Annotated in this window: 17 protein-coding genes; 7 read left to right on the forward strand and 10 right to left on the reverse strand. The window is 39.4% G+C overall.

The features are described from left to right. Nucleotides 1-95 precede the first annotated feature (95 nt). Genes ACSVDJ_RS02140 through ACSVDJ_RS02160 form a run of 5 tightly spaced genes read right to left on the reverse strand, consistent with a single transcriptional unit; the run spans nucleotide 96 to nucleotide 6,968 of the window. The gene (locus tag ACSVDJ_RS02140) at nucleotides 96-2,168 is read right to left on the reverse strand and encodes a cellulose biosynthesis cyclic di-GMP-binding regulatory protein BcsB (protein WP_439170271.1); all 2,073 of its coding nucleotides are present in this window, start codon (nucleotides 2,166-2,168) and stop codon (nucleotides 96-98) included. Nucleotides 2,169-2,181: 13 nt separating this feature from the next. Further along, nucleotides 2,182-3,429, reverse strand: coding sequence for a glycosyltransferase family 2 protein (locus ACSVDJ_RS02145; protein ID WP_439170272.1), 1,248 nt, complete (start codon nucleotides 3,427-3,429; stop codon nucleotides 2,182-2,184). Nucleotides 3,430-3,432: 3 nt separating this feature from the next. Continuing rightward, a complete protein-coding gene (locus ACSVDJ_RS02150; protein ID WP_439170273.1) occupies nucleotides 3,433-5,052 on the reverse strand; it encodes a DUF2334 domain-containing protein in 1,620 nt (539 codons plus the stop codon). Further along, complete coding sequence (locus tag ACSVDJ_RS02155; protein WP_439170274.1) at nucleotides 5,042-5,899, reverse strand: diguanylate cyclase domain-containing protein; 858 nt, start codon at nucleotides 5,897-5,899, stop codon at nucleotides 5,042-5,044. The genes ACSVDJ_RS02150 and ACSVDJ_RS02155 overlap by 11 nt, the downstream gene beginning before the upstream one ends. After that, entirely contained in the window at nucleotides 5,880-6,968 is a 1,089-nt protein-coding gene (locus tag ACSVDJ_RS02160) for a glycosyl hydrolase family 8 (RefSeq protein ID WP_439170275.1), read from the reverse strand. The genes ACSVDJ_RS02155 and ACSVDJ_RS02160 overlap by 20 nt, the downstream gene beginning before the upstream one ends. 397 nt (nucleotides 6,969-7,365) lie before the next feature. Between ACSVDJ_RS02160 and ACSVDJ_RS02165 the strand changes: the two genes are divergently transcribed. From ACSVDJ_RS02165 to ACSVDJ_RS02185, 5 genes are all read left to right on the forward strand, one after another. Continuing rightward, the gene (locus ACSVDJ_RS02165; RefSeq protein WP_439170276.1) at nucleotides 7,366-7,806 is read left to right on the forward strand and encodes an NUDIX domain-containing protein; all 441 of its coding nucleotides are present in this window, start codon (nucleotides 7,366-7,368) and stop codon (nucleotides 7,804-7,806) included. A gap of 51 nt (nucleotides 7,807-7,857) precedes the next feature. Next, on the forward strand, nucleotides 7,858-9,894 hold the full coding sequence (locus ACSVDJ_RS02170) for a transporter substrate-binding domain-containing protein (protein WP_439170277.1): 2,037 nt from the start codon (nucleotides 7,858-7,860) through the stop codon (nucleotides 9,892-9,894). A gap of 1 nt (nucleotide 9,895) precedes the next feature. After that, complete coding sequence (locus tag ACSVDJ_RS02175) at nucleotides 9,896-11,278, forward strand: sigma-54-dependent transcriptional regulator (RefSeq protein WP_439170278.1); 1,383 nt, start codon at nucleotides 9,896-9,898, stop codon at nucleotides 11,276-11,278. A 243-nt stretch (nucleotides 11,279-11,521) separates the two neighbouring features. Continuing rightward, nucleotides 11,522-12,541, forward strand: coding sequence for a TAXI family TRAP transporter solute-binding subunit (locus tag ACSVDJ_RS02180; protein ID WP_439170279.1), 1,020 nt, complete (start codon nucleotides 11,522-11,524; stop codon nucleotides 12,539-12,541). A gap of 15 nt (nucleotides 12,542-12,556) precedes the next feature. Then, nucleotides 12,557-14,536 carry a TRAP transporter permease gene (locus ACSVDJ_RS02185; RefSeq protein WP_439170280.1) on the forward strand — a complete coding sequence of 660 codons (1,980 nt, stop codon included), beginning with the start codon at nucleotides 12,557-12,559 and terminating at the stop codon, nucleotides 14,534-14,536. A gap of 43 nt (nucleotides 14,537-14,579) precedes the next feature. Here the strand turns inward: ACSVDJ_RS02185 and splB are convergent, their stop codons facing one another. The 5 genes from splB to ACSVDJ_RS02210 form a co-directional block, all read right to left on the reverse strand. After that, nucleotides 14,580-15,608 (reverse strand): spore photoproduct lyase, encoded by a 1,029-nt coding sequence (splB, locus tag ACSVDJ_RS02190; protein WP_439170281.1) that lies wholly within the window; start codon nucleotides 15,606-15,608, stop codon nucleotides 14,580-14,582. 11 nt (nucleotides 15,609-15,619) lie between these two features. Beyond that, entirely contained in the window at nucleotides 15,620-15,862 is a 243-nt protein-coding gene (locus tag ACSVDJ_RS02195) for a transcriptional regulator SplA domain-containing protein (RefSeq protein WP_439170365.1), read from the reverse strand. Between the two features lie 130 nt (nucleotides 15,863-15,992). Then, nucleotides 15,993-17,303: an MFS transporter gene (locus tag ACSVDJ_RS02200; protein ID WP_439170282.1), complete on the reverse strand. Its 1,311-nt coding sequence runs from the start codon at nucleotides 17,301-17,303 to the stop codon at nucleotides 15,993-15,995. A 108-nt stretch (nucleotides 17,304-17,411) separates the two neighbouring features. Continuing rightward, entirely contained in the window at nucleotides 17,412-17,924 is a 513-nt protein-coding gene (locus tag ACSVDJ_RS02205) for a phosphatase PAP2 family protein (RefSeq protein ID WP_439170283.1), read from the reverse strand. A 92-nt stretch (nucleotides 17,925-18,016) separates the two neighbouring features. Then, on the reverse strand, nucleotides 18,017-18,976 hold the full coding sequence (locus ACSVDJ_RS02210; protein WP_439170284.1) for a UCP032817 domain-containing protein: 960 nt from the start codon (nucleotides 18,974-18,976) through the stop codon (nucleotides 18,017-18,019). A 225-nt stretch (nucleotides 18,977-19,201) separates the two neighbouring features. On the opposite strand from ACSVDJ_RS02210, the gene ACSVDJ_RS02215 reads away from it, so the two are divergent. After that, a complete protein-coding gene (locus ACSVDJ_RS02215) occupies nucleotides 19,202-20,134 on the forward strand; it encodes a manganese-dependent inorganic pyrophosphatase (RefSeq protein ID WP_439170285.1) in 933 nt (310 codons plus the stop codon). Nucleotides 20,135-20,407: 273 nt separating this feature from the next. Next, on the forward strand, nucleotides 20,408-21,403 hold the full coding sequence (locus ACSVDJ_RS02220; protein ID WP_439170366.1) for an iron-siderophore ABC transporter substrate-binding protein: 996 nt from the start codon (nucleotides 20,408-20,410) through the stop codon (nucleotides 21,401-21,403). Nucleotides 21,404-21,436: the final 33 nt, after the last annotated feature.

Here is a 21,436-nt window from a genome sequence, read left to right on the forward strand (position 1 = left end):
AATGATGATTGAATAACATTCTTGGGGAATAATGCTCCCTTTGTTTTTTCTCTTAATAAGGGAGACATCGAAAAACCTACACTGGTTGTATAATCTTACTCCTTCTTTCTACGCTTCCGTAGAAGGATAGCCCCGATTATAATGATCAATGACATGAATCCAACGATATATAGCCAAGACGTTTGTTGGTTTTTCAATTGTGTGTCGTTAGACTCCTTTGTATGAGGGAGCTCGATGCTTTGGCTGTTAGTGAACACTTTTCCGTTCTGATTTTTAACAGCGATGCTAAAAGGTTCTTCAGGAGAAGAAATGGTTGTTAATAACGTTTTATCAGTGAAATTACTTTTTGGGTTGATATTGTCTAACACGATTAAGGCATTTTCTTCGTTCCATATAGAAGGCTGAATCCAAGCGACTTGATTAGAAGTTTCTTGTACGAATCCTTGACTAGCTATATCGATTTTTCCATTCTCATAAGGTATGAGCAGTTGTTCTTGAACCTTATTTAAGTATTCATGTTCGTCTGGACCGCCTAAAAATAGTAATGAATTGTCTTTTAATATTTTTTCATTTACGTCCTCTTCCTTGACGATATGAAAGTTTTGTGTAGATAAAGCATTAGGAATGGAAGAGGTAATTAAGTTTAATTCTTGCAATGTACGGTCATCTATCTGATTAGGTACGATAACTGTTCCCGAATTGTTACTGCGAAAGGCAGAAGACCAATTCGTAAACACTTGATTGTTTAGTTGCTCGTTCATTTGAGGCAGTATCCACTGACTATCCGCAGAGACAAATACCCATTTTCGTTCGTCTGTTTGGATACAAGCAACATCCTCTTTTAAGCCTGTTACTTCCATATACATGTCTAAGAAGGAATTATTTTTAACCACACTACTATCTACTTTTAGCTCTTTTTCGATCCATGTTTGATTCGTTTCTTTTAAGTTATTAAGTGTAATCGGATGAGGAACATCGTTCACCCAAACAATCAGTTCGGCATTCGTTGTTAGTTCTTCTTTGACTTGAGCGAGTGAAGAGGTTTTAAATTTGAGCTTTAAAGTCAATGATGAACCTTCTTCAAAAGCAGGTACCGGATAATAGTAGTGAGGTGACTTCGGTGCATGACCGGATAAATATAAATCTTGGGCTCCCATCTGCTTGAAAGAGACGTTGTTGCTACGAGTGGCCGTTTTTGGTGTGTTTGTAATTTCCATAGAGTTTCCTGATAGCTGAGAGTGTAAATCAGGATGCGAGAGCACAGGTAACTTGTCAACGAGAGTATTTTCGGTATCTGCTAACACAAACATCCCCTCAGTTTTGGTTTTGCCGTTTGCTAATTGAATCCGTTGTACATGTAATGTATCTTTTTTTGCTTTTAGCTTACTTTGGTCCACTAACTTCTTGACTGTATTTCCCCACGAATCATAGGTTCCCACAAAAATATAATTGCCTGTCCATTGACGAATGCGATTTTCTTGTTGAATGAGCACATTATCTGTATTAGAAGCGATCGATTGCAAGTTGTTTTTCAGTAGTAATCCAGCCTTTACTTCTTCAGCAGAAGGATTAGTAGGAATGACGATGACCGTCGGTTGTTCTGCTGTATGAACAAATGGCTGTGGGAATTCTGCCAATGTTAATGGAGTCATTTCATTCTCTACGCGAAGGTAACTTGCCGGTTTAATATTAAACCAATTGCCAGTCGTGTTTTGATTCACACACACGCCTTCTTTGATCACCCCATAAAATTGGATGTCCACTGTATGATTGCCCTTCGTTAAATGATTTTTTTGTAATGGGATCGTTAGCTGACTATCTTTTGTCTTGTCTGAAATCGGCACTGACTTCACTGGCTGGCCGTCAATGGAGATCGTTAAGCTAGATGGTGCAATTAAAAGTTCAGAGTGATTCCACTTTAAATGAAGCACATTTGCTTTACTAGGTTGCTGATCCTTCGTTAACGAATAATTGTATTGAAACGTATTGTTTTGTCCATACAGAGTTTGATCTGTTGGAGTTATTCGCTGTGTAGCTGGCTGCTTTTCTGTTGGTATTGCTAAATTAGTTTGTAATGTCTGTACTGGTGGGGCGGCCATTACGTCATTAGTGCCATTCATTAGAAATAGGCTAATACAGACGAATGTGATGATTTTTTTTATATGCATAATAGATAACTCCTTATCCGAAGCGGTCTGTTTTGTACCAGCGAACTTCTTGCTGCAGCAAAACGCGTTTGATTTCTAAGAATAATGAATAGACGACGAGAATGATCCACATTTGACTATAAGTAAAGTACATAAATAATACGATGAAAAAGTTGCCCTTATTCAATTCGGAACGCTCGATACTTAAGGTAATGAATACTTCAGTGACATACAGTAAAAAGGCAAGTGCCCATAGCACGAGTGAAATGGTTCCGATGGACAGCTCCAAATCAATAAATAAATTAGTCACAAACAAGACATTGGACATGATGACACCAAAGAAAAACAAGAAATAGGTGAAGAAGAAATAGAAAAGATCAAAGATGATCCGCTTTCTGTTTAATTTAAAAAACTGAGAAAGAAATTTTAAGACAACATATTGATTTCCTCTTGCCCATCTTGTTCGTTGCTTCCACCATACGCTCCACGTTTGCGGCTCTTGTTCCCATGTAATAGCAGCAGGGAAAAAACGAATATGATAGCCTAGTTCGTATACGCGAATGGTTAATTCGGTATCCTCTGCCAATGCTTTTTCATCCCATCCACCAAGGGTTTCAATGATCGAACGTCTAATGGCGAAATTGGTTCCAGGAATGGTAGCGATTTTGAACCAGCTCCACCGCCCGCCTTGAGCCATCCATTGAAAACAAATAGTTTCGATATTAATAAAGCGAGTGAGTAATGTTTCATAAGCGTTGATGACACGAAATTTCCCGACAGCGGCTCCGGCTTTTGGATCATTTAATAGTGCCATCACTAAATAATAAACGGCATCTTTTTCAGGCGTATTGTCCGCATCGTAAACAACGATAATATCGCCCGTGGATTTCTGGAAACCATAGTTTAAGGCAGATGATTTTCCTTTTCCCGAGAAAGGAGGTTCTGTTTTGACGGTTTGAATGAATGGGAACTTTTCATGAAATTGTGCGGCAATTTCGCCTGTCCGATCAGATGAATTGTCGTTGATCACAATCACTTCTAATTTATCTTTTGGGTAATTCAGTCGCGACATTGCACGCAAAGTAGCTCCGATGACGACTTCCTCATTATGAGCTGGGATTAGGATCGATACTTTCGGGAGGTTCACCATTTTTCTTTCCCACTCAGGGATGACTTTTCTGTATCGTAAATAGTGTCTGAACCCGCCTTGCATGAGAAACATGTGATAAAGTAGCATGCTCCAAATGAGAACAAGTGAGATATAAAATAAAGTGTTAGCCATGCGTCAGCGCTCCTTAAACAATTGCTTTTTTCGTTGAGACCTTAAGTACAGAGTATATAAAGCGAACAAGGTAACAAAAAAGAATACGACGATAGAGAGCAAGAAGAGTGCTTTTTCAATGAATGTCTCAGGCATTATTTTTTGTATTTTGTCTTTAACATCGTTACTCTTTGTCTCATATTTTATCGAACTTTTTACACTTGTTTGCATATCTAGCCACTCTGTATCGCTTATGGACTCAATGAGTTCAATAACATCTGGTAAATAATCTACCCCTATGTATGGATGGTATAAAGCACCAATCGTACTATCGCGAACAAAAAGTAAAGGTTCTAGTTGTTTCTTCACATTTTCTATTGGCATGTAGGATGTTGTGTCAATATACCCAATCGTTTCAGGGTAGATAGTCATCCCATGCAAAAATGAAGGCTGTGCTACATAAGGTAACGTTCCTGTATTTTCCCCGACAAGGGAGTTGAACGACATTTGCCCGAAAATAGTAGGAAAATACTGAGGAATTGATTGGTAAGCTGTATATACCTTTGTATCGTCAGCCGCTTCAAATGAAACCGGAAAAAGCCCTAGACTAGACAAGCTGTCGATGGTTGCTTGTATCATCTCTTCCATAGATATTTGTTCTTTCTCTAAAATAGAGGATAAATATTGTTGATAATCTTCCTCATTAGAAAATGCTTCAGGTTTCTTTATGGAAGGCGTGTTTGTCTCGACATCGCTACTTCCTGCATTTGATTGATTTGGCTGTGCATCACCATGAGCGATGATGCTTCCACCGTTATTTTTCAGATATTGAAGTACTTCGATCAACGGTTGTTGATCAGCTAGATAAAGCTTTTCGGATGTATCAGGATGGCTGTATACAGGGGTCACAGCCATTAAAAAAGGAATTTGTCGATCAATGAAATATTGTCCAACCTTTCGCAATGTTTCAGCGTCTGATGAAGGGTTAATATCCTCTAAGCGAACATAACTCGTATGTTGCTCTTCGTGATCACTACGGAAAAACTCATGAAGAGCATCTGCAAGGAAATATTGAAATCCAGCAGTTAATGATTTAGCCCCCGCATAAAACACTTTTTCATTTTGAGAGATAAGAGGGAATGTCTCATCATCTATTTTCCCTGTTAATAACACTTGATCATCGGCGTGCAGCTTACTTGGCGAATATACATTTAATACGTTAGAAAGAACGATTTCCTTGCCGGTACGTTGCTGTTTGAAGGAAGGGACTTGATTCCTTTGTTTAAGTGGTCCTCCTTCATAAAGAGGAAATTGTTCAGCGTTTTCCCCGATCAATGCTAGCCTCCCAGAAAAGTGTGAAGATCTCTCTGTTAAGGTCAGCGGCAAAGAGGTTTGATCTAGCCCATAATAAACAAGCCAATCTGCCTCTTGAAGTATTTCTTGTGTCACTGCGGTATCTTTAACGATCTTAATCGTAACGTCAAAATGACTGAGTAAACTGTCCAACATCCACACACTTCCAGGTACATCTGTTTCATCGCTAGAATAGGTGAGTAGAACACGCTCTGTTGCTTGTTCTGCATGGGATGGAAACGGAAAAAGAATAACGAATAACAACGTCGTCATAATGAATTTATAGCGCATTTACTTTCAACTCGTTTCCAAGAAGCGTCAATAGCTCTTCTGCTTGACGTTCTTCTTCTTGACCTTTAACTGTAATGTGAGCGACGTGAGAAGAGAAGCTCAATGTTTTCCCTTTTTCCGTTTGATAGTCCTGAAGCAGTTGAGTGAATCGTTCGTAAATGATGCCAATATTTTCTTCAGGTGTATACGGAAGGAGGATGCCGAATATATCTTGTTCGACACGAAACTTCTTATCTGTTGTGCGGGTCATCTGCTGAATATCTGTTAAAAATGTTTCAAGTAAGCGATTATATTCTTTGTTTCCGTACATATTTTTAAATTCTTCAAGGTAGTCAATTTTGTACAAAATAATGGTAAATAGTCCACCATAGCGTTTCGTTCGACCAATTTCAGCATCGATCTCAAGAATCATTCGATCACGGTTATCAAAGCCTGTTTCAGAATCGATGGATACTAACGTTTTCACTCTAGATTGCGCACTTTTTAATTCGGAAAGTAACTGTGCAGAGTAATCATGGATGTAACCGCATAAAACAGTTAAAAGCACTAGCCCACTTCCGAAAATAAATAAATCGAACTCGGAAAATAAGAAAGATTGACTTTGAGGTTGCAAAAATAAATTCCAAAAATAAAGACTTCCTATCGTAAACAATACAACTAAAGTCGTCATTAATCCCCAACGAGAACCAACCATTAACGTTAGTATAATAATGAAAATAGCTAAGTATTTTCCTTCCGTTTCTAGTTCATTCAATTGTGGAAGATAAGAGAAATATAAATGTGAACAAAGCAGCAATAGTGCGATCGATAAAAAGAAGAAGCTTTGTTTACTGAATGTATCCTTCATTTAATAGTGTCCTTTCTGCTAGTAATGGAAGTAAGTTATCAAACGAATGGGTCTGTTGTTGTGAAATATCTATATATCCACCATATTCCGAGCGTTCTTTATTTTGAACAGAGAGGCTTTGCATTGCGTGATAATATTGAAGTGCCTGTTCTTTGTCTTCTCTTTCCACTGAATATAGAATGGCTAAAGAGTATACAGCAGGTGATTCATAGGTTACACTCGGTATTTTTGTTTCGAAGTGATAACGACCGACTAATTTTTTTTCTTTTTTAAATTCTTGGTTGACCCAACTTGCGAAGTGATCAGTAGATACATTCGCTTGCTCTAGATGATAGGCGACATATAGTTGATCAATTAAATTAATTTCTTTGTCATAATGAAATGTTTTAGATTTCGTGTTAAATGATTTTGGATAGAAGCCATTTTGAACGGGAATGGACTGTACCCATTTTCGCAGTGAGTTGGAGTCTTTAGTGGATCTGATCTGTAATTGCTGTAAAATATCGAGCGCCTCGCTATCTAAATAACTAATCGTTATGATACTGCTTTTGGCTTTTGTCGGAATGTCTACATAATCCACTGGCCATTTTTGCTCAAACGCATAGTCGTTCAAGGATTCTCCTATCTCCTTGGCGATCTCGATATATTCAGGGTGATCAAATATATGAGCTGCTTTATATAAAGCTCGCATAATGCGGGCATCATCAATCCATGCATTTACTTTGGAAGGTTTTCCTTCAGTGATTTCCCAGTAAACTAATGAAGAGGGATCAAGAAAATGATCTTGTAATAAGTTGACTTGTTGATCAAACTCTTTCTCTCGGCCACTTTCCACTAAATAAAGCATCCACAAACCTAATGACTCAGATAAAAATACGTTTGCTCGCTTTTGCACATCAGTTTGAATAAAACCTTCTTTTGTTAGTAAATGAGAGCGAATGAATTGTTCGGTTGCTAATTCGTTTGTCGTATAGTTTTCTTCTTTTTCTATTGGGTGGACGGTTGTATCTTGACAGCCTAATAAAGTGGCAAACAGTGTGCTGATTAACAATAAATGCCCCCATTTCATTATGCTACCCTCCTTTTCTAATAGTAAAACTATCATAAAATAAACCATATTAACACTTTGTTTACTATAAGAGAATATTTTGGTTCTTTTTACATGGGAGCTCGTTAAAGAAATTAGTATACAAGGCTGATCTCAACAAAATATAAACATTACTTCACAATATTTGCTGCTCTCCTTGTATTTTGACAAATCTCCATATAAAATATAATAGAACTGGAAAATTGTAGCTAGGGTTCCGCTTCCATTTAAGAAGGGCTGTGACCGAGGGCTACCTCTTCTGCAATAGCAGAAGGCACCTATTGACATAAAAGGTCCGAGGGGAAAGGTTCGGTGTATTTCGTATGCACTGAATTCTTTCTCTCGGACCTTTTTTATTTTGAAATGGAGGAAAAAAGAAATGAGTAATGATCTTCAATTGTATCCAGGAGTGGCGGTAGTGATTTTTGATGAAAAAAAGCAAGTGTTGTTGCAAAAACGGACGGATGTTGGTCTTTGGGGATTGCCGTCCGGTCATGTAGAGGCGGGGGAGACGGTCGAGGAGGCAGCTATTCGTGAAGTTCATGAGGAAACCAACTTGCATGTTCGAATTAAAAAATTAATCGGTGTCTATTCAGAGCCATCCTCTCAAATCTTTCATTATCCTGACGGTCGAACGGTTCATTTTATTACGACTTGTTTTCTAGCTGAAGTCATTGGAGGAGAGCTTCGCTGGCAAGCTAGTGAGTCGCTAGATGTGCAATTTTTCGCGGTGGATCAGTTACCTGTTGATTTATTACCGATGCACCCGCGCTGGCTAGATGATGCTCTTGCCAACAAAGAGAGGGCATTTATTCGCTAGTGGGATATGCTACAATAGTAGCAATATTCACAAAAGGAGATACTAGCCCTTATGCATGTACGTTTTCCGTTTCTTTATCTTATTCTTTGCTGGATGATTTGCCTTGTGTTGCTACCGACTAATTCTGTCGCTAGCATTGTTGGTCATGACAAGCAGGCGAAGGATCAGCAAGGAAAGAAAGTATATAAGATTGCTGGTGAACAGCATTTAGCTCCTTTTTCTTTTATCGATGAAAAAGGAGAGTTTACTGGCTTTAGTGTTGCCTTGTTTGATTATATTGCGGCGAAGGAAGAGGTGGAGTTCGAATACATTCCGATGGATCTTTATCAGGCGACAAAAGCTCTGCAAAAAGGAGAAGTAGACGCCGTTATGGGGATGAAATATTCTGCGGAGCAAGATGCACGTTTTTCTTTTTCAGAGTCGTATTTCACGATGGCTGATGCAGTCGTAGTTCCCAATGAATTGGCCCCAAAAGTGAAAAAGCTAACAGATTTGCGTGGGAAAACGATTGTAATGCAGGAGGAGCCTGTCGCTTTTGATTTATTATTAAATGTGAGAAAAGTGGATTTTCTATTAGCGCTTAATCCTGAAGATGCTTTGCAGTTTTTATTTATGGGACGAGCTGATGCTTATCTTTCGAACAAATGGACAGCCGAATATTATTTACAGCAATCAGGTAAGCAAAATGACTATACGGTTTTGGATCATTTAGGCGTACCTTCAGAATTTGCGGTCGCTGTTAGGCCGAATGAGACAGAGTTGTTGTCTTTGATTAATCGGTCATTGAATCGTATGGAGGCGAGTGGGGAGTATCAACAATTATATAATGATTGGTTTGTTCCGAATACAGACGAGCGATTGAAGGAACTAAAAAACTGGATCGTCTTCCTCGTTATTATCATCACGTTGGCCTTTGCTGTTTTGTACATGACGTATGCATGGAACAAGCGCTTACAGAAAGAAGTGGATAAGCGTACATCTGCGTTAGCGGTGGCGAATGAACAGCTCGAAGTACAGCGTCGAGCGATTTCCGACGCGAATGCGTTTAAAACGCAAATTATTAATCATATGTACTATGGCATCCTGACGTTTGATGAATCTTTTCAGCTGACAAGCATGAATCAGCGAGCTATGCAAATGCTTCATTTGTCAGACAAGGAAGCCGTGCAAACAAAGGATGTTTTAGCACAGCCGCTTATTCGCCGCATTTTTGATACATATGAGCACGTATGGGATCAGCAAATGGAGTTATTGAAAGAAGAAATTGAGATCGAATATGACGGGCAAACACAATATTTCTTATATCGCTTAATTCCACTGTATGAAGAAGGAGGAAAAATGAACGGTTATTTATTAACACTTGCGGATCGTTCAGAAGCGAGAATACTTGAGGAGAAACTTGCAACTCAGGAGAAAATGCGAGCGCTTGGACAGCTCGTCGCTGGAGTTGCTCATGAAATTCGTAATCCGCTGACCTCGATGAAAATGTTTATAGATTTACTTCCTCGTAAATATGAGGACCCTGTGTTTCGAGAAGAGTTGCTCAAGCATGTACCAGAAGCACTTCATCGGATGAATCGAATTGTGGAAAATTTATTGGACTATGCTCGGCCAAAATATCCGAAGAAGAAACTGTTTGCAGTTGAGCCTTTTATCCAATCGCTTGAAGCGATTATTCAGCCAACGTTAAGAAAAAAGGGCATTGAGCTCCGTTTACAGATGGAATCAGAGATGATGCTGTATAGTGATCCAGATCAAATGAAACAAGTGATGCTGAATTTAATGTTGAATGCGATTGATGCGATGGAAAATTGTTCAGAAAAAGTGTTATCGATTGTAGCTGAAACAGATGAAGAAATTGGTATGATTAAGGTGTTAGATACTGGAGAGGGTATGGAAAAGGAAGAGATTTCGCATATTTTCGAGCCTTTTTACACGACGAAGGAGCATGGAGTAGGGCTTGGATTAACCCTTTGTTATCAATGGGTGAAGGAGAACAATGGAGAAATGAATATTGAGTCTATTAAAGGACAAGGGACGATATTTTCCTTGGAATTGCCTATAAAAGTAGAAGGGGGAGAACAGTGAGATGAAGCCATCTATATTAATCATTGATGATGAATCGGCAATTGGCTCTTCTCTTTGCTTTGCATTAGAAAATGAATATGAAGTGACCGCTGTTACCTATGTTCCAGACGGATATGAGCTGTTGAAACAGAAGAGGGTCGATATCGTGCTACTCGATTGGCGGCTTGGAAAATATAATGGGCTTGAGGTATTGACTGAAATTAAAGCCATTCAAGCGGATATCGCTGTGATTATGATGACCGCCTATGGAACGATTGAATCGTCTGTTGAAGCGATGAAGCGAGGGGCCTATCATTATATTACGAAGCCACTCGACCTTGACGAGCTAGAAATTTTACTTAAAAAGGCTCTAGAGCATCGCCAGCTACATTATAAAATCCGGGAGCTAAGCGATACGATCGAGAAAATTAAGGGCTATGATCAAATGATCGGGGAAAGCGACGTGATGAAGCAAGTTTTTTCCCTGATTGATCGGGTGAAGGATATTGATTCTAGTGTGTTGATCTTTGGAGAGAGCGGTACAGGGAAAGAGCTAGTCGCAAGAGCGATTCATCGGCAAGGAAAAAGAAAGAACGGATCGTTTATTTCAGTGAACTGTGCGGCGATTCCAGAGGCCTTACTAGAAAGCGAATTGTTTGGCTATGAAAAAGGTGCTTTTACAGGAGCTGTCCGCAGCCAAGAGGGGAAAGTGGCTGCTGCAAGTGGAGGAACTCTTTTCTTAGATGAAATAGGTGAAATGCCCGCTTCTTTGCAAGCAAAATTGCTAAGAGTATTACAGGAAAAAGAGATTACACCACTTGGGTCAACAGAAACGAAAAATGTAGACGTACGGATTATTAGTGCAACGAATAAACATTTGCCGAGCATGATTGAGGAAGGTTCATTTCGTGAAGATTTATTTTTTCGCTTGAACGTTATCCCGATTCATTTGCCATTGTTACGTGATCGCAAAGAGGACATCGATTTGTTAATTTCCTATTTTTTGAAGAGGTATGCAGAAGAAATGCAGCGGCCATTGCCTACCCTTTCATCTAGTGCGCATGATCGGCTCATCAATTACGACTATCCAGGGAACATTCGGCAATTAGGTAATATCCTTGAATATGCCGTAGCGATGGCGAAAGAAAGAGTGATTCAGCTAGAGGATTTGCCAATCACTGTAGCTACGACAAAAGGAGCTGTCGCGGTCGAAGATTCTTCAACGAACAGTAAAGAGCTCATTGAAGTCCCACTTGGAGCGACGATGAAAGCAGCGGAGCGAATGATTATTGAAGCGGTACTTGAACATTGTGGAGGAAATCGGCGACAGACGGCTAGTGTGCTAGAGATTAGTGAAAGAAACCTTCGCAATAAATTACAATTGTATCGCCAAGAACCGAAATAGGATGAAAAAAATGCCGGGTAGGAACATTTTGCCGTTCTTACCCGGCATTTTTTGCCGCTTTTCTAACGAACGGAGAGTTATTTATGTTGCTTCAAGCAACGCTTAAAAAAATAAATAAAAGGCTTCATTCCTTTGAAAATGCTAGCTTCACTCAAAAAACAAATGGTTTTATTATCTGAATTTTAGAAATGGCACGGCAATTGCATTAAGATTTATAAAAATAACGACAACAGGGGTGGGGAAATGAAAAAATATACAGCATTAATCTTTTTACTCATTGCGATTCTCACGTTTACTGCCGCGTGTGGCAATACGTCTGTTAGTAAAGAAAAGAATGAAAACGATTTCAAAAATGGTGACCAAGCAGGAGAAGCTCTTGCGGGAGAGCCAGTGACGATTTTAACGGGGGGAACGTCAGGAGTCTACTTCCAATTAGGAAATGCGTTAGCGAAGCTTTATGGTGAAGAATTAGGCGCGCAAACAAGTGCTCAAACAACAGGCGCCTCCGCTGAAAATACGATGAAAATTAGTAAGCAAAAAGCAGAGCTAGGATTAGCGATGGCTGATACGGTGGCAGATGCTTATACAGGGGAAGGGAATTTTGTTCGCTCTGGAGCGTTAACAAATGTAAGAGCAATTGCTTCACTTTACCCAAACTATTTGCAAATTGTCGCTCGTAAGAAAGAGGGCATCCGTACATTAGAAGATTTAAAAGGCAAGGATGTAGCGGTTGGAGCGCTTGGAAGTGGAACAGAGATTGTGGCGAAACGAATTTTACAAGGAGCAGGCATTACATATGATGACATTAATGCCGATTTTCTATCTTTTTCGGAGGGAATTGAAGGAATCAAAAATGGGACAACTGATGTTGCTTTTCTTTCTTCAGGATATCCAAATTCAGGAATTATGGAATTAGCCGCAACGGACGAAGTGGAAATTATCCCAGTACCGAAAGAATTAACAGAGAAGCTTCAAAAGAAATACCCAGCGTTTAAAGTGGGAGCGATTCCAGGGAACACATATAAAGGTGTTAAAGAGGATCGTGACACCGTTTTAGTTAAAAACTTAATGATTACGCATCAAGATTTACCGGAGGAAAAAGTATATTTACTAACAAAAACAATGTTTGAAAATTTAGATGATCTTCGTAATGCGCATAATGCCGCGAAGCAAATCGAATTGGAAACAGCAGTGGAAGAACTACCGTTACCGCTTCATCCAGGAGCAGAGAAGTACTACAAGGAAGAAGGAATAATCCAATAGAGAGGGGATGACGTTATGACAGAAAATAAAAACACAATGCCCGAAACAGCCGGGGGAGAAGAGGAAATTCTACAAAAGTACGACAGTGAATCAAGATTCCGAAAAATTGACACAGGCTTTTGGCGTTGGGCCGTTTTTATTTTAAGTGTTGGTTTGGCAGGCTATCATTTATATACGGCTTACTTCGGTCCACTTGATGCTCTTCGTCACCGATCGTTGCATACAGCGATTATTGCGACTTTAGTCTTTATTTTGTACCCAGCTTTTTATAAAAAGAGCACAAGTAACAAAGTGACAATTGTTGATATGCTCTGGTCCGTAGCAGCCCTTGCTACGGGTGGGTATATGATCTTTGATTATGAAGGTATTGCTACAAGAATGTCCATCTATATGCCAAGTAATGTAGATATTGCTTTTGGTATTTTAACGATCATTGTTGTGATTGAAGGTGGGCGTCGCGTAGCAGGGAATGCTTTGACGATTTTAACGGTTTTATTCCTTGCTTACGCCTTTTTCGGACATTCATTTCCAGATTTATTAAAACATTCAGGTAAAGACTTAGAAGATATCGTCACGTATATGTATTTATCAACGGAAGGAATTTATGGTATTGCGATTTCTGTATCGGCTTCTTATATTATCCTCTTTATTTTATTTGGAGCATTCTTAAATAAATCAGGGATGGGGAAGTTTTTTACAGATATTTCGCTTAGTGTAGCAGGCCATACATCTGGTGGACCGGCGAAAGTATCGGTGATCTCCAGCGGCTTGTTAGGCTCGATTAACGGAAGTGCGCTTGCTAACGTTGTAACAACGGGAGCATTTACAATTCCATTGATGAAACGTGTTGGCTACAAGCCAGCATTTGCGGGAGCGGTGGAAGCGACGGCTTCAGTCGGTGGGCAAATTATTCCACCAGTTATGGGAGCAACGGCATTCATCATGGCGGAAACATTAGGGATGCCATACAATCAAATTGCTCTTGCAGCGATTTTACCTGCTTTCTTATACTATTTAGGTATTATTTTAATCGTACATTTCCGGGCAAAAAAATTAGGCTTAAAAGGAATGTCTAAGGCTGAGCTGCCAAGCTTCTGGTATGTATTAAAAAATGGCGGTCACTTATTAATTCCGATCATCGTGTTAATTAGCATGTTAATGGCAGGAAAAACACCGCTATATGCTGCTTTCTATGCGATTGTGTTATCCGTTGCGGTTAGTTGGTTTAATAAAGAAACACGCATGGGTATTAAAGAAATTCTTGCAGCGATGGAAGAAGGAGTTCGGGCTGCTCTTGGTGTAGCGATGTCATGTGCGATGGTCGGTTTGATTGTTGGTGTTAGTACGTTAACGGGCTTAGGTCCAAAACTTACTCAATCGATTCTGGTACTTGGTCAAGGAGATATGTTCTTGACGCTCGTATTTACAATGGTCGCTTGTATCATTATGGGGATGGGATTACCATCTATTCCGACGTACATTATTACAGCGACGATGGCAGCACCTGCTTTGCTTGAGTTAGGAGTAGCTCCATTCGTTACTCATATGTTCGTGTTCTACTTCGGAATTTTAGCGAACGTCACGCCACCAGTTGCTTTAGCTGCTTTTGCAGGGGCAGGAATTGCAGGGGCGAGTCCAAATAAGACGGGATTTGAAGCATTGAGACTTGCGCTTTCTGGGTTTATTATCCCTTACATTTTCGTCTTTTCACCGGTCCTTCTGATGCAGGATGTGACTAGTCCATGGGAAGTCATTTGGGTCACGATCACAGCAATTATCGGTATATTAGGATTGAGCGTAGCGCTAGAAAGATACTTTATTACCGATGTACCTTTACCGCTTGCCATTATTTGTTTAATTGGTTCGGTCACATTAATCGTTCCTGGAATGTGGACGGATGTGACAGGGCTTGTCGTACTAGGTATTGTGTTCGGACAACAATTGCTGTCTCGTTCGAAAGGACAACCGAAAGTACAAGATTCAAATGCGATTTAATGACCAAAACAGCTGTTAGGGGGCTCCTAACAGCTGTTTTTGATTACGTGAAATATTCAAGTTTGGCTTCGGGAAAGTATTGTTCGATATAATGTCCAAAAGTAGTTTGAATTTCCTCTTGTTCTTCTTTTGGGTAGACGTATTTTCCGATTCCATATCGTCCCCACTTGTATTGTCGCTGTTCTTCCTCCATTTCTAGCTTTGTCATCGGGTAATTTTTTTCAATGACGCGTTTCGCTGGTTTCGTGAATCGATGCTGAATGAGTTCAAAGGTTAAATCTTTCGTGGCATAGGTTGGCAATGTTTCTTTCAGTGTTTGGAATAGCTCTAAATAACCTTGCTGCCAATCATCATATAAATAAATCGGGGCAATAATAAAACCAAGGGGATAGCCTGCTTTCGCTATTTTCGCTGCTGCTTCTACCCGTTCGGCCAGTCTAGAAGTTCCAGGTTCGAGGTATTTGATCACATAGTCTGCATTCATGCTAAAGCGAAAGCGAGTTTTCCCATTATGTTTCGCATCTAGTAAGTGGTCAACATGGGCAAACTTTGTCACAAACCGAAGTTTGCCATATTTAGATTCACCAAAAAATTCAATCGCCCGTTTTAACGAATGAGTTAAATGATCAATGCCAACGATATCTGATGTACAAGAGGCTTCAAATCTAGTAATATCGGGTGCTCTTTCGGTCATATAATTACCTGCGGCTTCTAATATTTCCTCGGTATTTACATATGTTCGAATGTAAGGCTTGCTTCCCATCGTTGTTTGTAAATAACAATAATGACAATGTCCCATGCAGCCAGTCGCTAAAGGAATAGCATATTCAGCAGATGGCTTTGACGTATCAAATTTGAGCGTTTTACGTACCCCGACGACAAGAGTAGATTTAGCGATGCGATATTGCTGGAAATGATTATCACCGGGTAAATTTCGAACTTGATTGTGAGAAGTCGTCTGTCTAATTTCAATCCCCATATTGGTGAATTTCTTTTTTAATTCGTGTCCAAGCGGGTACTCTAGTGCTCGGGGCTCGATATACACAAGCTGAGGGATAAAAGGTTTAACCAATGTTCGTCCTCCTACTCAATCGCCCCGAAGTAACGAGCGAAATCCTGTTCCGCTGCCGCTTCAGATGGATAAATAGCAATTTGTTGATCTAGGGGATAATATGTTTCGTATAAAAACAGTGCCAATTCTCCCGGCTGATCCGGGTGGTGCACAACTGCGGCTTGTTGCACATTCGCAGCTGTATACGTGTGAGGATTACGATAAATGACATATACGATATCCCCTGCTTGATAAGCTTGTTCGGATAAGTCCATATCAGCACCTGCTTTCTTCAAAAATGTACCTATCCTTAGAGTGTCTTGTTATGAAGAAAACATTCGTTGATTTTCAAAAAAAAGAGGACACTTCTTATATGCGAAGTGTCTTCTGTTAGTAAATATATATTTAGACGCGTATTCGGCGATGGACGAACAAACCGATTAATACAAGGATCATTAGAGAGCCTAAGGCCGTTCGGCTAGCAATATTACCATAGTCGGCTAAAAGTAGAGTGATCGTTCCGTAAATGAGAGGCCCAACAATGGCGGATACTTTTCCTGAAAAAGCGAATAAACCGAAAAATTGTCCGCGTTTCTCTTCAGGTGTAAGCTCGATAATAAACGTTCTTGAAGTGACCCAAACAGCCCCCAATGAAACCCCGAATAGACTGCCTGTTACCCAGAACATGGCACCATTCACAGCAAACGTACCGAGACATAACGCAATAAGCAAGATGATTCCGACATACATAACGGATCTTTTCGCGCCAACAGCTTTTGTCACATACCCAAAAATAAAGGAGCCAATAATGCTTGCTATCGTTGATACTAAGTAAAGCAGGATAAATTCTCCTGATGAAAAGCCGACGATCGCTTTTGCATAAACGGCCATCATCGCAATCGCAGTGGCAATGGCATCATTGATAAAGAAATAAACGATCATAAATAAAAAGATCGCTTCGTGCTGCTTCATTTCTTTAAATGTAGCGTAAATTTCCTTGTACCCTCTTAGGAAGTCTCCTTTTGCGGAGGGAGGTAGCGGTGTTGTTTCCTTTCCAGTCAACATTAACGGTAAAGAAAATAGCAAGAAAAGTATCGCTGTCGGAATAAAGGCACGATGGAAGTTTCCATCACCGATGAAAGGGTAAATCGCTAATCCGGCGAGCGTTCCGATATAGCCTACGGCGACTCCGAATCCAGAAAGTAGTGGAATCTCTTCTTTTGATCCTAAATCAGAAAGCATGGCATCGTAGAAGATTAAGCTAGAATGATAAAAAAACTTTGCGATGACAAATAATGAGATGACGAGTACAAGAGCGGCGGGAAGGCCGAAAAGGCTACTCCCAACGTTCATTGATGCGAAAATCCCCATGCCAATTGTACATAATATTGTAATGAGTGAAAAAGGAATAATATACCTCTTTTTTCTCCCGGTGCGGTCAATCATGACACCGAAAAGTGGGGAGAATAAGACAAGAAATAAGCTAGCTACAGCGTTAGCGTATGAAATAAACGTGCTAGCAATTTGATTTAATTGCTCACTTCCACCAATAGCTTCTTGCAAATAGAAAGGAAAGAAGATTGTAATGATATTGGAAGAAAAAATCGTATTGGCAAAATCATAAAGCGCCCATGAAAGAACAGGCAGTGAAAAAAATAATCCCCATGTCGATCGTTTACCGGGCAGGGTGTTTTCTTTTCCTTGAAGATGCGCCATCCCCTTCACCTCTTTTTCTTCATTATAAATCTATTTTTCCTTTATTTTTGTTTATTCTGAAAAAAATTACATAACATTTACAAAAAAGCTGACTCATGTGCGAGTCACTTATGAGTCAGCTTCTTTGCAGTGTGCAGTTTTTGTATGAACAATCATGCCGGTCATTGTTCCGATCAGTGCACTAAATATGATATCAGAAGGATAATGGTGACCGACCCAAACTCTTGATAAACCAACTAAGCCGGAAAGATAAGAAAGCATTCGTCCCCAAACTCGATCACGCAGGAAAACGGCAGTAGACAAGGCGAATGATAATAGTGTATGTTTGCTCGGAAAGGATGAGTTGACCTTAGTTGGCATTAAGATGCCTACTTTTTGCTTCATAAATGGTCGCTGCTTAAAGCAAAGTCCTCTTAAAATCAAATCAATACACCAAGCGACTGCGACAGATAAGATTGCAGAGCGGGCCGTTCTTCTTTTCGGACCGCCTAATATCCATTTGAGAAGCACTGTGAACATAAACGCATAACGAGCTTTTCTTGATAGCAGAATCATCAATTGATCGATGAGAAAAAAGCGTCCTGATAGCTGTTGGATACCCCAAAATAATCTTTTGTCCATTAAATAGTCTCCCTTATCAAGTGATTAATTACAGTCATAACTTGCCCAGCTAAGCTATAATTAAACAAGGAAAAAGCAGGGGAGAAATGGAGTTAACTGCTACCGCAACCACCTCCACAACTTGAAGAAGAGCAGCTAGAAGAGGAACAAGAAGAACTTGAGTCATTTCCCGAATCACATGTAAAGCTAGAGCAGCCACTGGAGGTAGACGATCCATGTGCCGCTTCTTTAGGAAGCAAATGATCCATCTCCTCTTGATAATTGCCCGCTTCATACAGAGAGAAATAAACCATAGCCGGAAGTAAATACGTATAATGATTGTCTGAAGTCATGCGTTTGAAAGACTCCTCGTCCTTATCGTGCTTGATGGATTCCGCTTCTTGAATGTCATACTTCAATAGCTGAATGATCGTTCTTTGAGGAACTTCTGCTTCCTCGTCTTTTTTTAAATATCGCTCTAATAACGATGATTCAGACAAGGATCGGAAGTTTTCTAACAGCTCAGCTTCAAGAGGATGTTTTAAAAATGGTCCCCATAACAAGCGACTGTTGACGGTCGGTTCAAATAGTTGCAGATACACCCAATCAAATAAGGCTCGTTCATTTGGAACGGGGACAACTTCCATATTAGGGGTATGATGCAGAAATTCTCCGTAAAACTTATGACAAAATGTGTCATAATCCTGCGTGAACATTAACATTTCATGCCAAATTTCATCGACCTCCTCACTGAACATCGGCACAGTCTTTAGGATCTTCGCTAAAATAAAATATCTTTTTAATTCAAATAGACGCCAATCAAAATCATCTTCTGTCCACGTAGGGTGATTTGTTAAGACGCGATCCTTTACTTTATTAATGAAATCGGGAGAGAGCGATTCATTCAATTTGCTTTCTAGCGGTAAGAACTCAGGGTGGCGTTCATCGATTAACGACGGGATTTCAATTCGATGTAGCTTTAATTTTTTCGGCCTTTTATTGACGGCGATAAGTGTAGGAACAACGATAAATAATAAAATAGCAACAAGAAAAATTATCCAAACCTCACTCATAAGAATCCTCCTTTTCTTGGTATAATTCTATTGTAATAGTGAGAGAACGAGAATGACAAACATTTTCGCAAAATGATACTGATATTAATTCGATTGGTTTTATAAGAATTAAAAAGAATTAAGGAAAAGCTTGTTCATTTGCGGTAAAATAGAGGCGTAGAAAATGTGGTGAATCGCCTGTATGGTTTCACTACATATTATATTAAGTAAGCGAGGAGTAGAGAAATGGAAAAAGTACTTATTTTCGGTCATAAAAACCCAGACACAGATTCAATTTGTTCAGCGATTGCTTATGCAGCTTTGAAAAAAGAATTAGGAATGAACGTAGAGCCTGTTCGTTTAGGAAATACAAACGGTGAAACAGAATATGCTTTAGAGAAATTCGGTGCACAACTGCCTCGTTTAATCGAAAAAGCAGCTTCAGAGGCACAAAAAGTGATTTTAGTTGACCATAATGAGCGTCAACAAAGCGTAGATGACATTGATGATGTCCGTGTTCTTGAAGTCATCGATCACCACCGTATTGCTAACTTCGAAACGAGTGACCCTTTGTATTACCGTGCTGAGCCGGTTGGTTGTACAGCGACGATTTTAAATAAAATGTATAAAGAAAATGGTGTAACTATTCAAAAAGAGATCGCTGGTTTAATGCTATCCGCGATCATTTCAGATACGTTATTGTTTAAATCACCAACTTGCACAGAAGAAGACGTTGTAGCAGCACGTGAGCTTGCTGATCTTGCTGGCGTAGATGCAGAAGAGTATGGACTAGCGATGTTGAAAGCTGGAGCAGACTTAAGCGACAAATCTGCAGACGAATTAATCTCGCTTGATGCAAAAGTATTTCCAATGGGTAGCCGTAAAGTAGAAATCGCTCAAGTGAATGCGGTAGATACAGCGGATGTACTCGTACACAAAGCAGAAATTGAAGCAGCATTGAACCGTACTGTAGATGAAAAAGGGCTAGATTTGTTCTTATTTGTTGTAACGGATATTTTAAATAGCAACTCTGTAGCACTTGCAGTAGGTAAAGAGCAAGCTGCAGTTGAAAAAGCATTTAACGTACAATTAAAAGATAACAAAGCGATTCTTGAGGGCGTCGTTTCTCGTAAAAAACAAATCGTTCCACCGTTAACAGATACGTTAAAAGATATGTAATTATGAAAACAAGTAAGGCTTCTCCGGCAAATAGGGAGAAGCTTTTTTTGTGCTGTGGAAGTACACGCGTGAAACAATATTGATAAGGACACTTATTCAATTTGGCAGAAAATTTGATAAATTTTTCCATTGACAACATTTATCGAGTATATTTATACTGATAACTGATAATAGTTATCAATAAAGATAATTAACAATAATTATAAAAAAGGGGATACAAACGTGAAAAAGAGTTACAAACATTTATTACAAACGTTGATTTTCGCAGCTTTAATGATGGTAGTTGTTGGATGTTCTTCAAATGAAACTGAAGAAAAATCTAATAATGAAGATACGAAAACAGAAGATACTGCTGAAGGATATCCAATTACAATTAAACACGTGTTTGGTGAAACTGTAATTGAAGAAAAACCAGAGCGCGTTGCGTCAATCGCTTGGTCAAACCAAGACGTTGCATTAGCTCTTGGTGTTATACCTGTTGGTTTCTCTGCTGCAAACTACGGAGTTCAAGATGATAGCGGAATGTTACCTTGGACTGCTGAAAAGTTAAAAGAACTTGGTGAAGAAAAACCAAATATCTTCCAAGATACAGATGGTTTAGATTTTGAAGCAATTGCTGATGCACAGCCAGACGTAATCCTTGCTGCATATTCAGGAGTTACACAAGAAGAATATGATACTTTAAGTGAAATCGCTCCTGTTGTTGCCTACCAAGAAACTCCTTGGGTATCTTCATGGAAAGATACAGTGCTATATGATGCAATGGCTATGGGGATGGAACAAGAAGGAAAAAAATTAATCGCAGATACAGAGCAATTAATTACTGATAAAGCAGCAACTGTTCCTGAAATGGCTGGTAAAAAAGCTGCATTCGTAGCATTTAGTTCTGCTGATTTATCTAAATTCTACATTTATACACCAGGAGATCCACGTGGAGAATTCCTTGAAGAATTAGGAATGCAATACCCTGAAAATATCACTAGCCAAATTACAGATGAAAATAGCTTCTATTTAGAACTTAGCTCAGAAAATGCGGATATATTAAATGACTTAGATATTTTTGTAACATATGGTGATGAAAAAACGTTAGCTGCATTGCAAGCTGATCCATTATTCGGAAAAGTTCCAGCAGTACAAAGAGGCTCTGTTGTAGTAATTGAAGACAACACTCCACTTGCAGCAGCTGGTACACCATCACCATTATCAATTGAATATACAATTGATCATTACTTAAAATTAATCTCAGAAGCTATTAGCAAAGTTAATTAATGGATAATATACAAATGAAGAAGTTGCATACCC

It is taken from the genome of Bacillus sp. Hm123 (assembly GCF_051842975.2).
In the GTDB taxonomy this organism is placed as follows: Bacteria; Bacillota; Bacilli; order Bacillales; family Domibacillaceae; genus Bacillus_CE.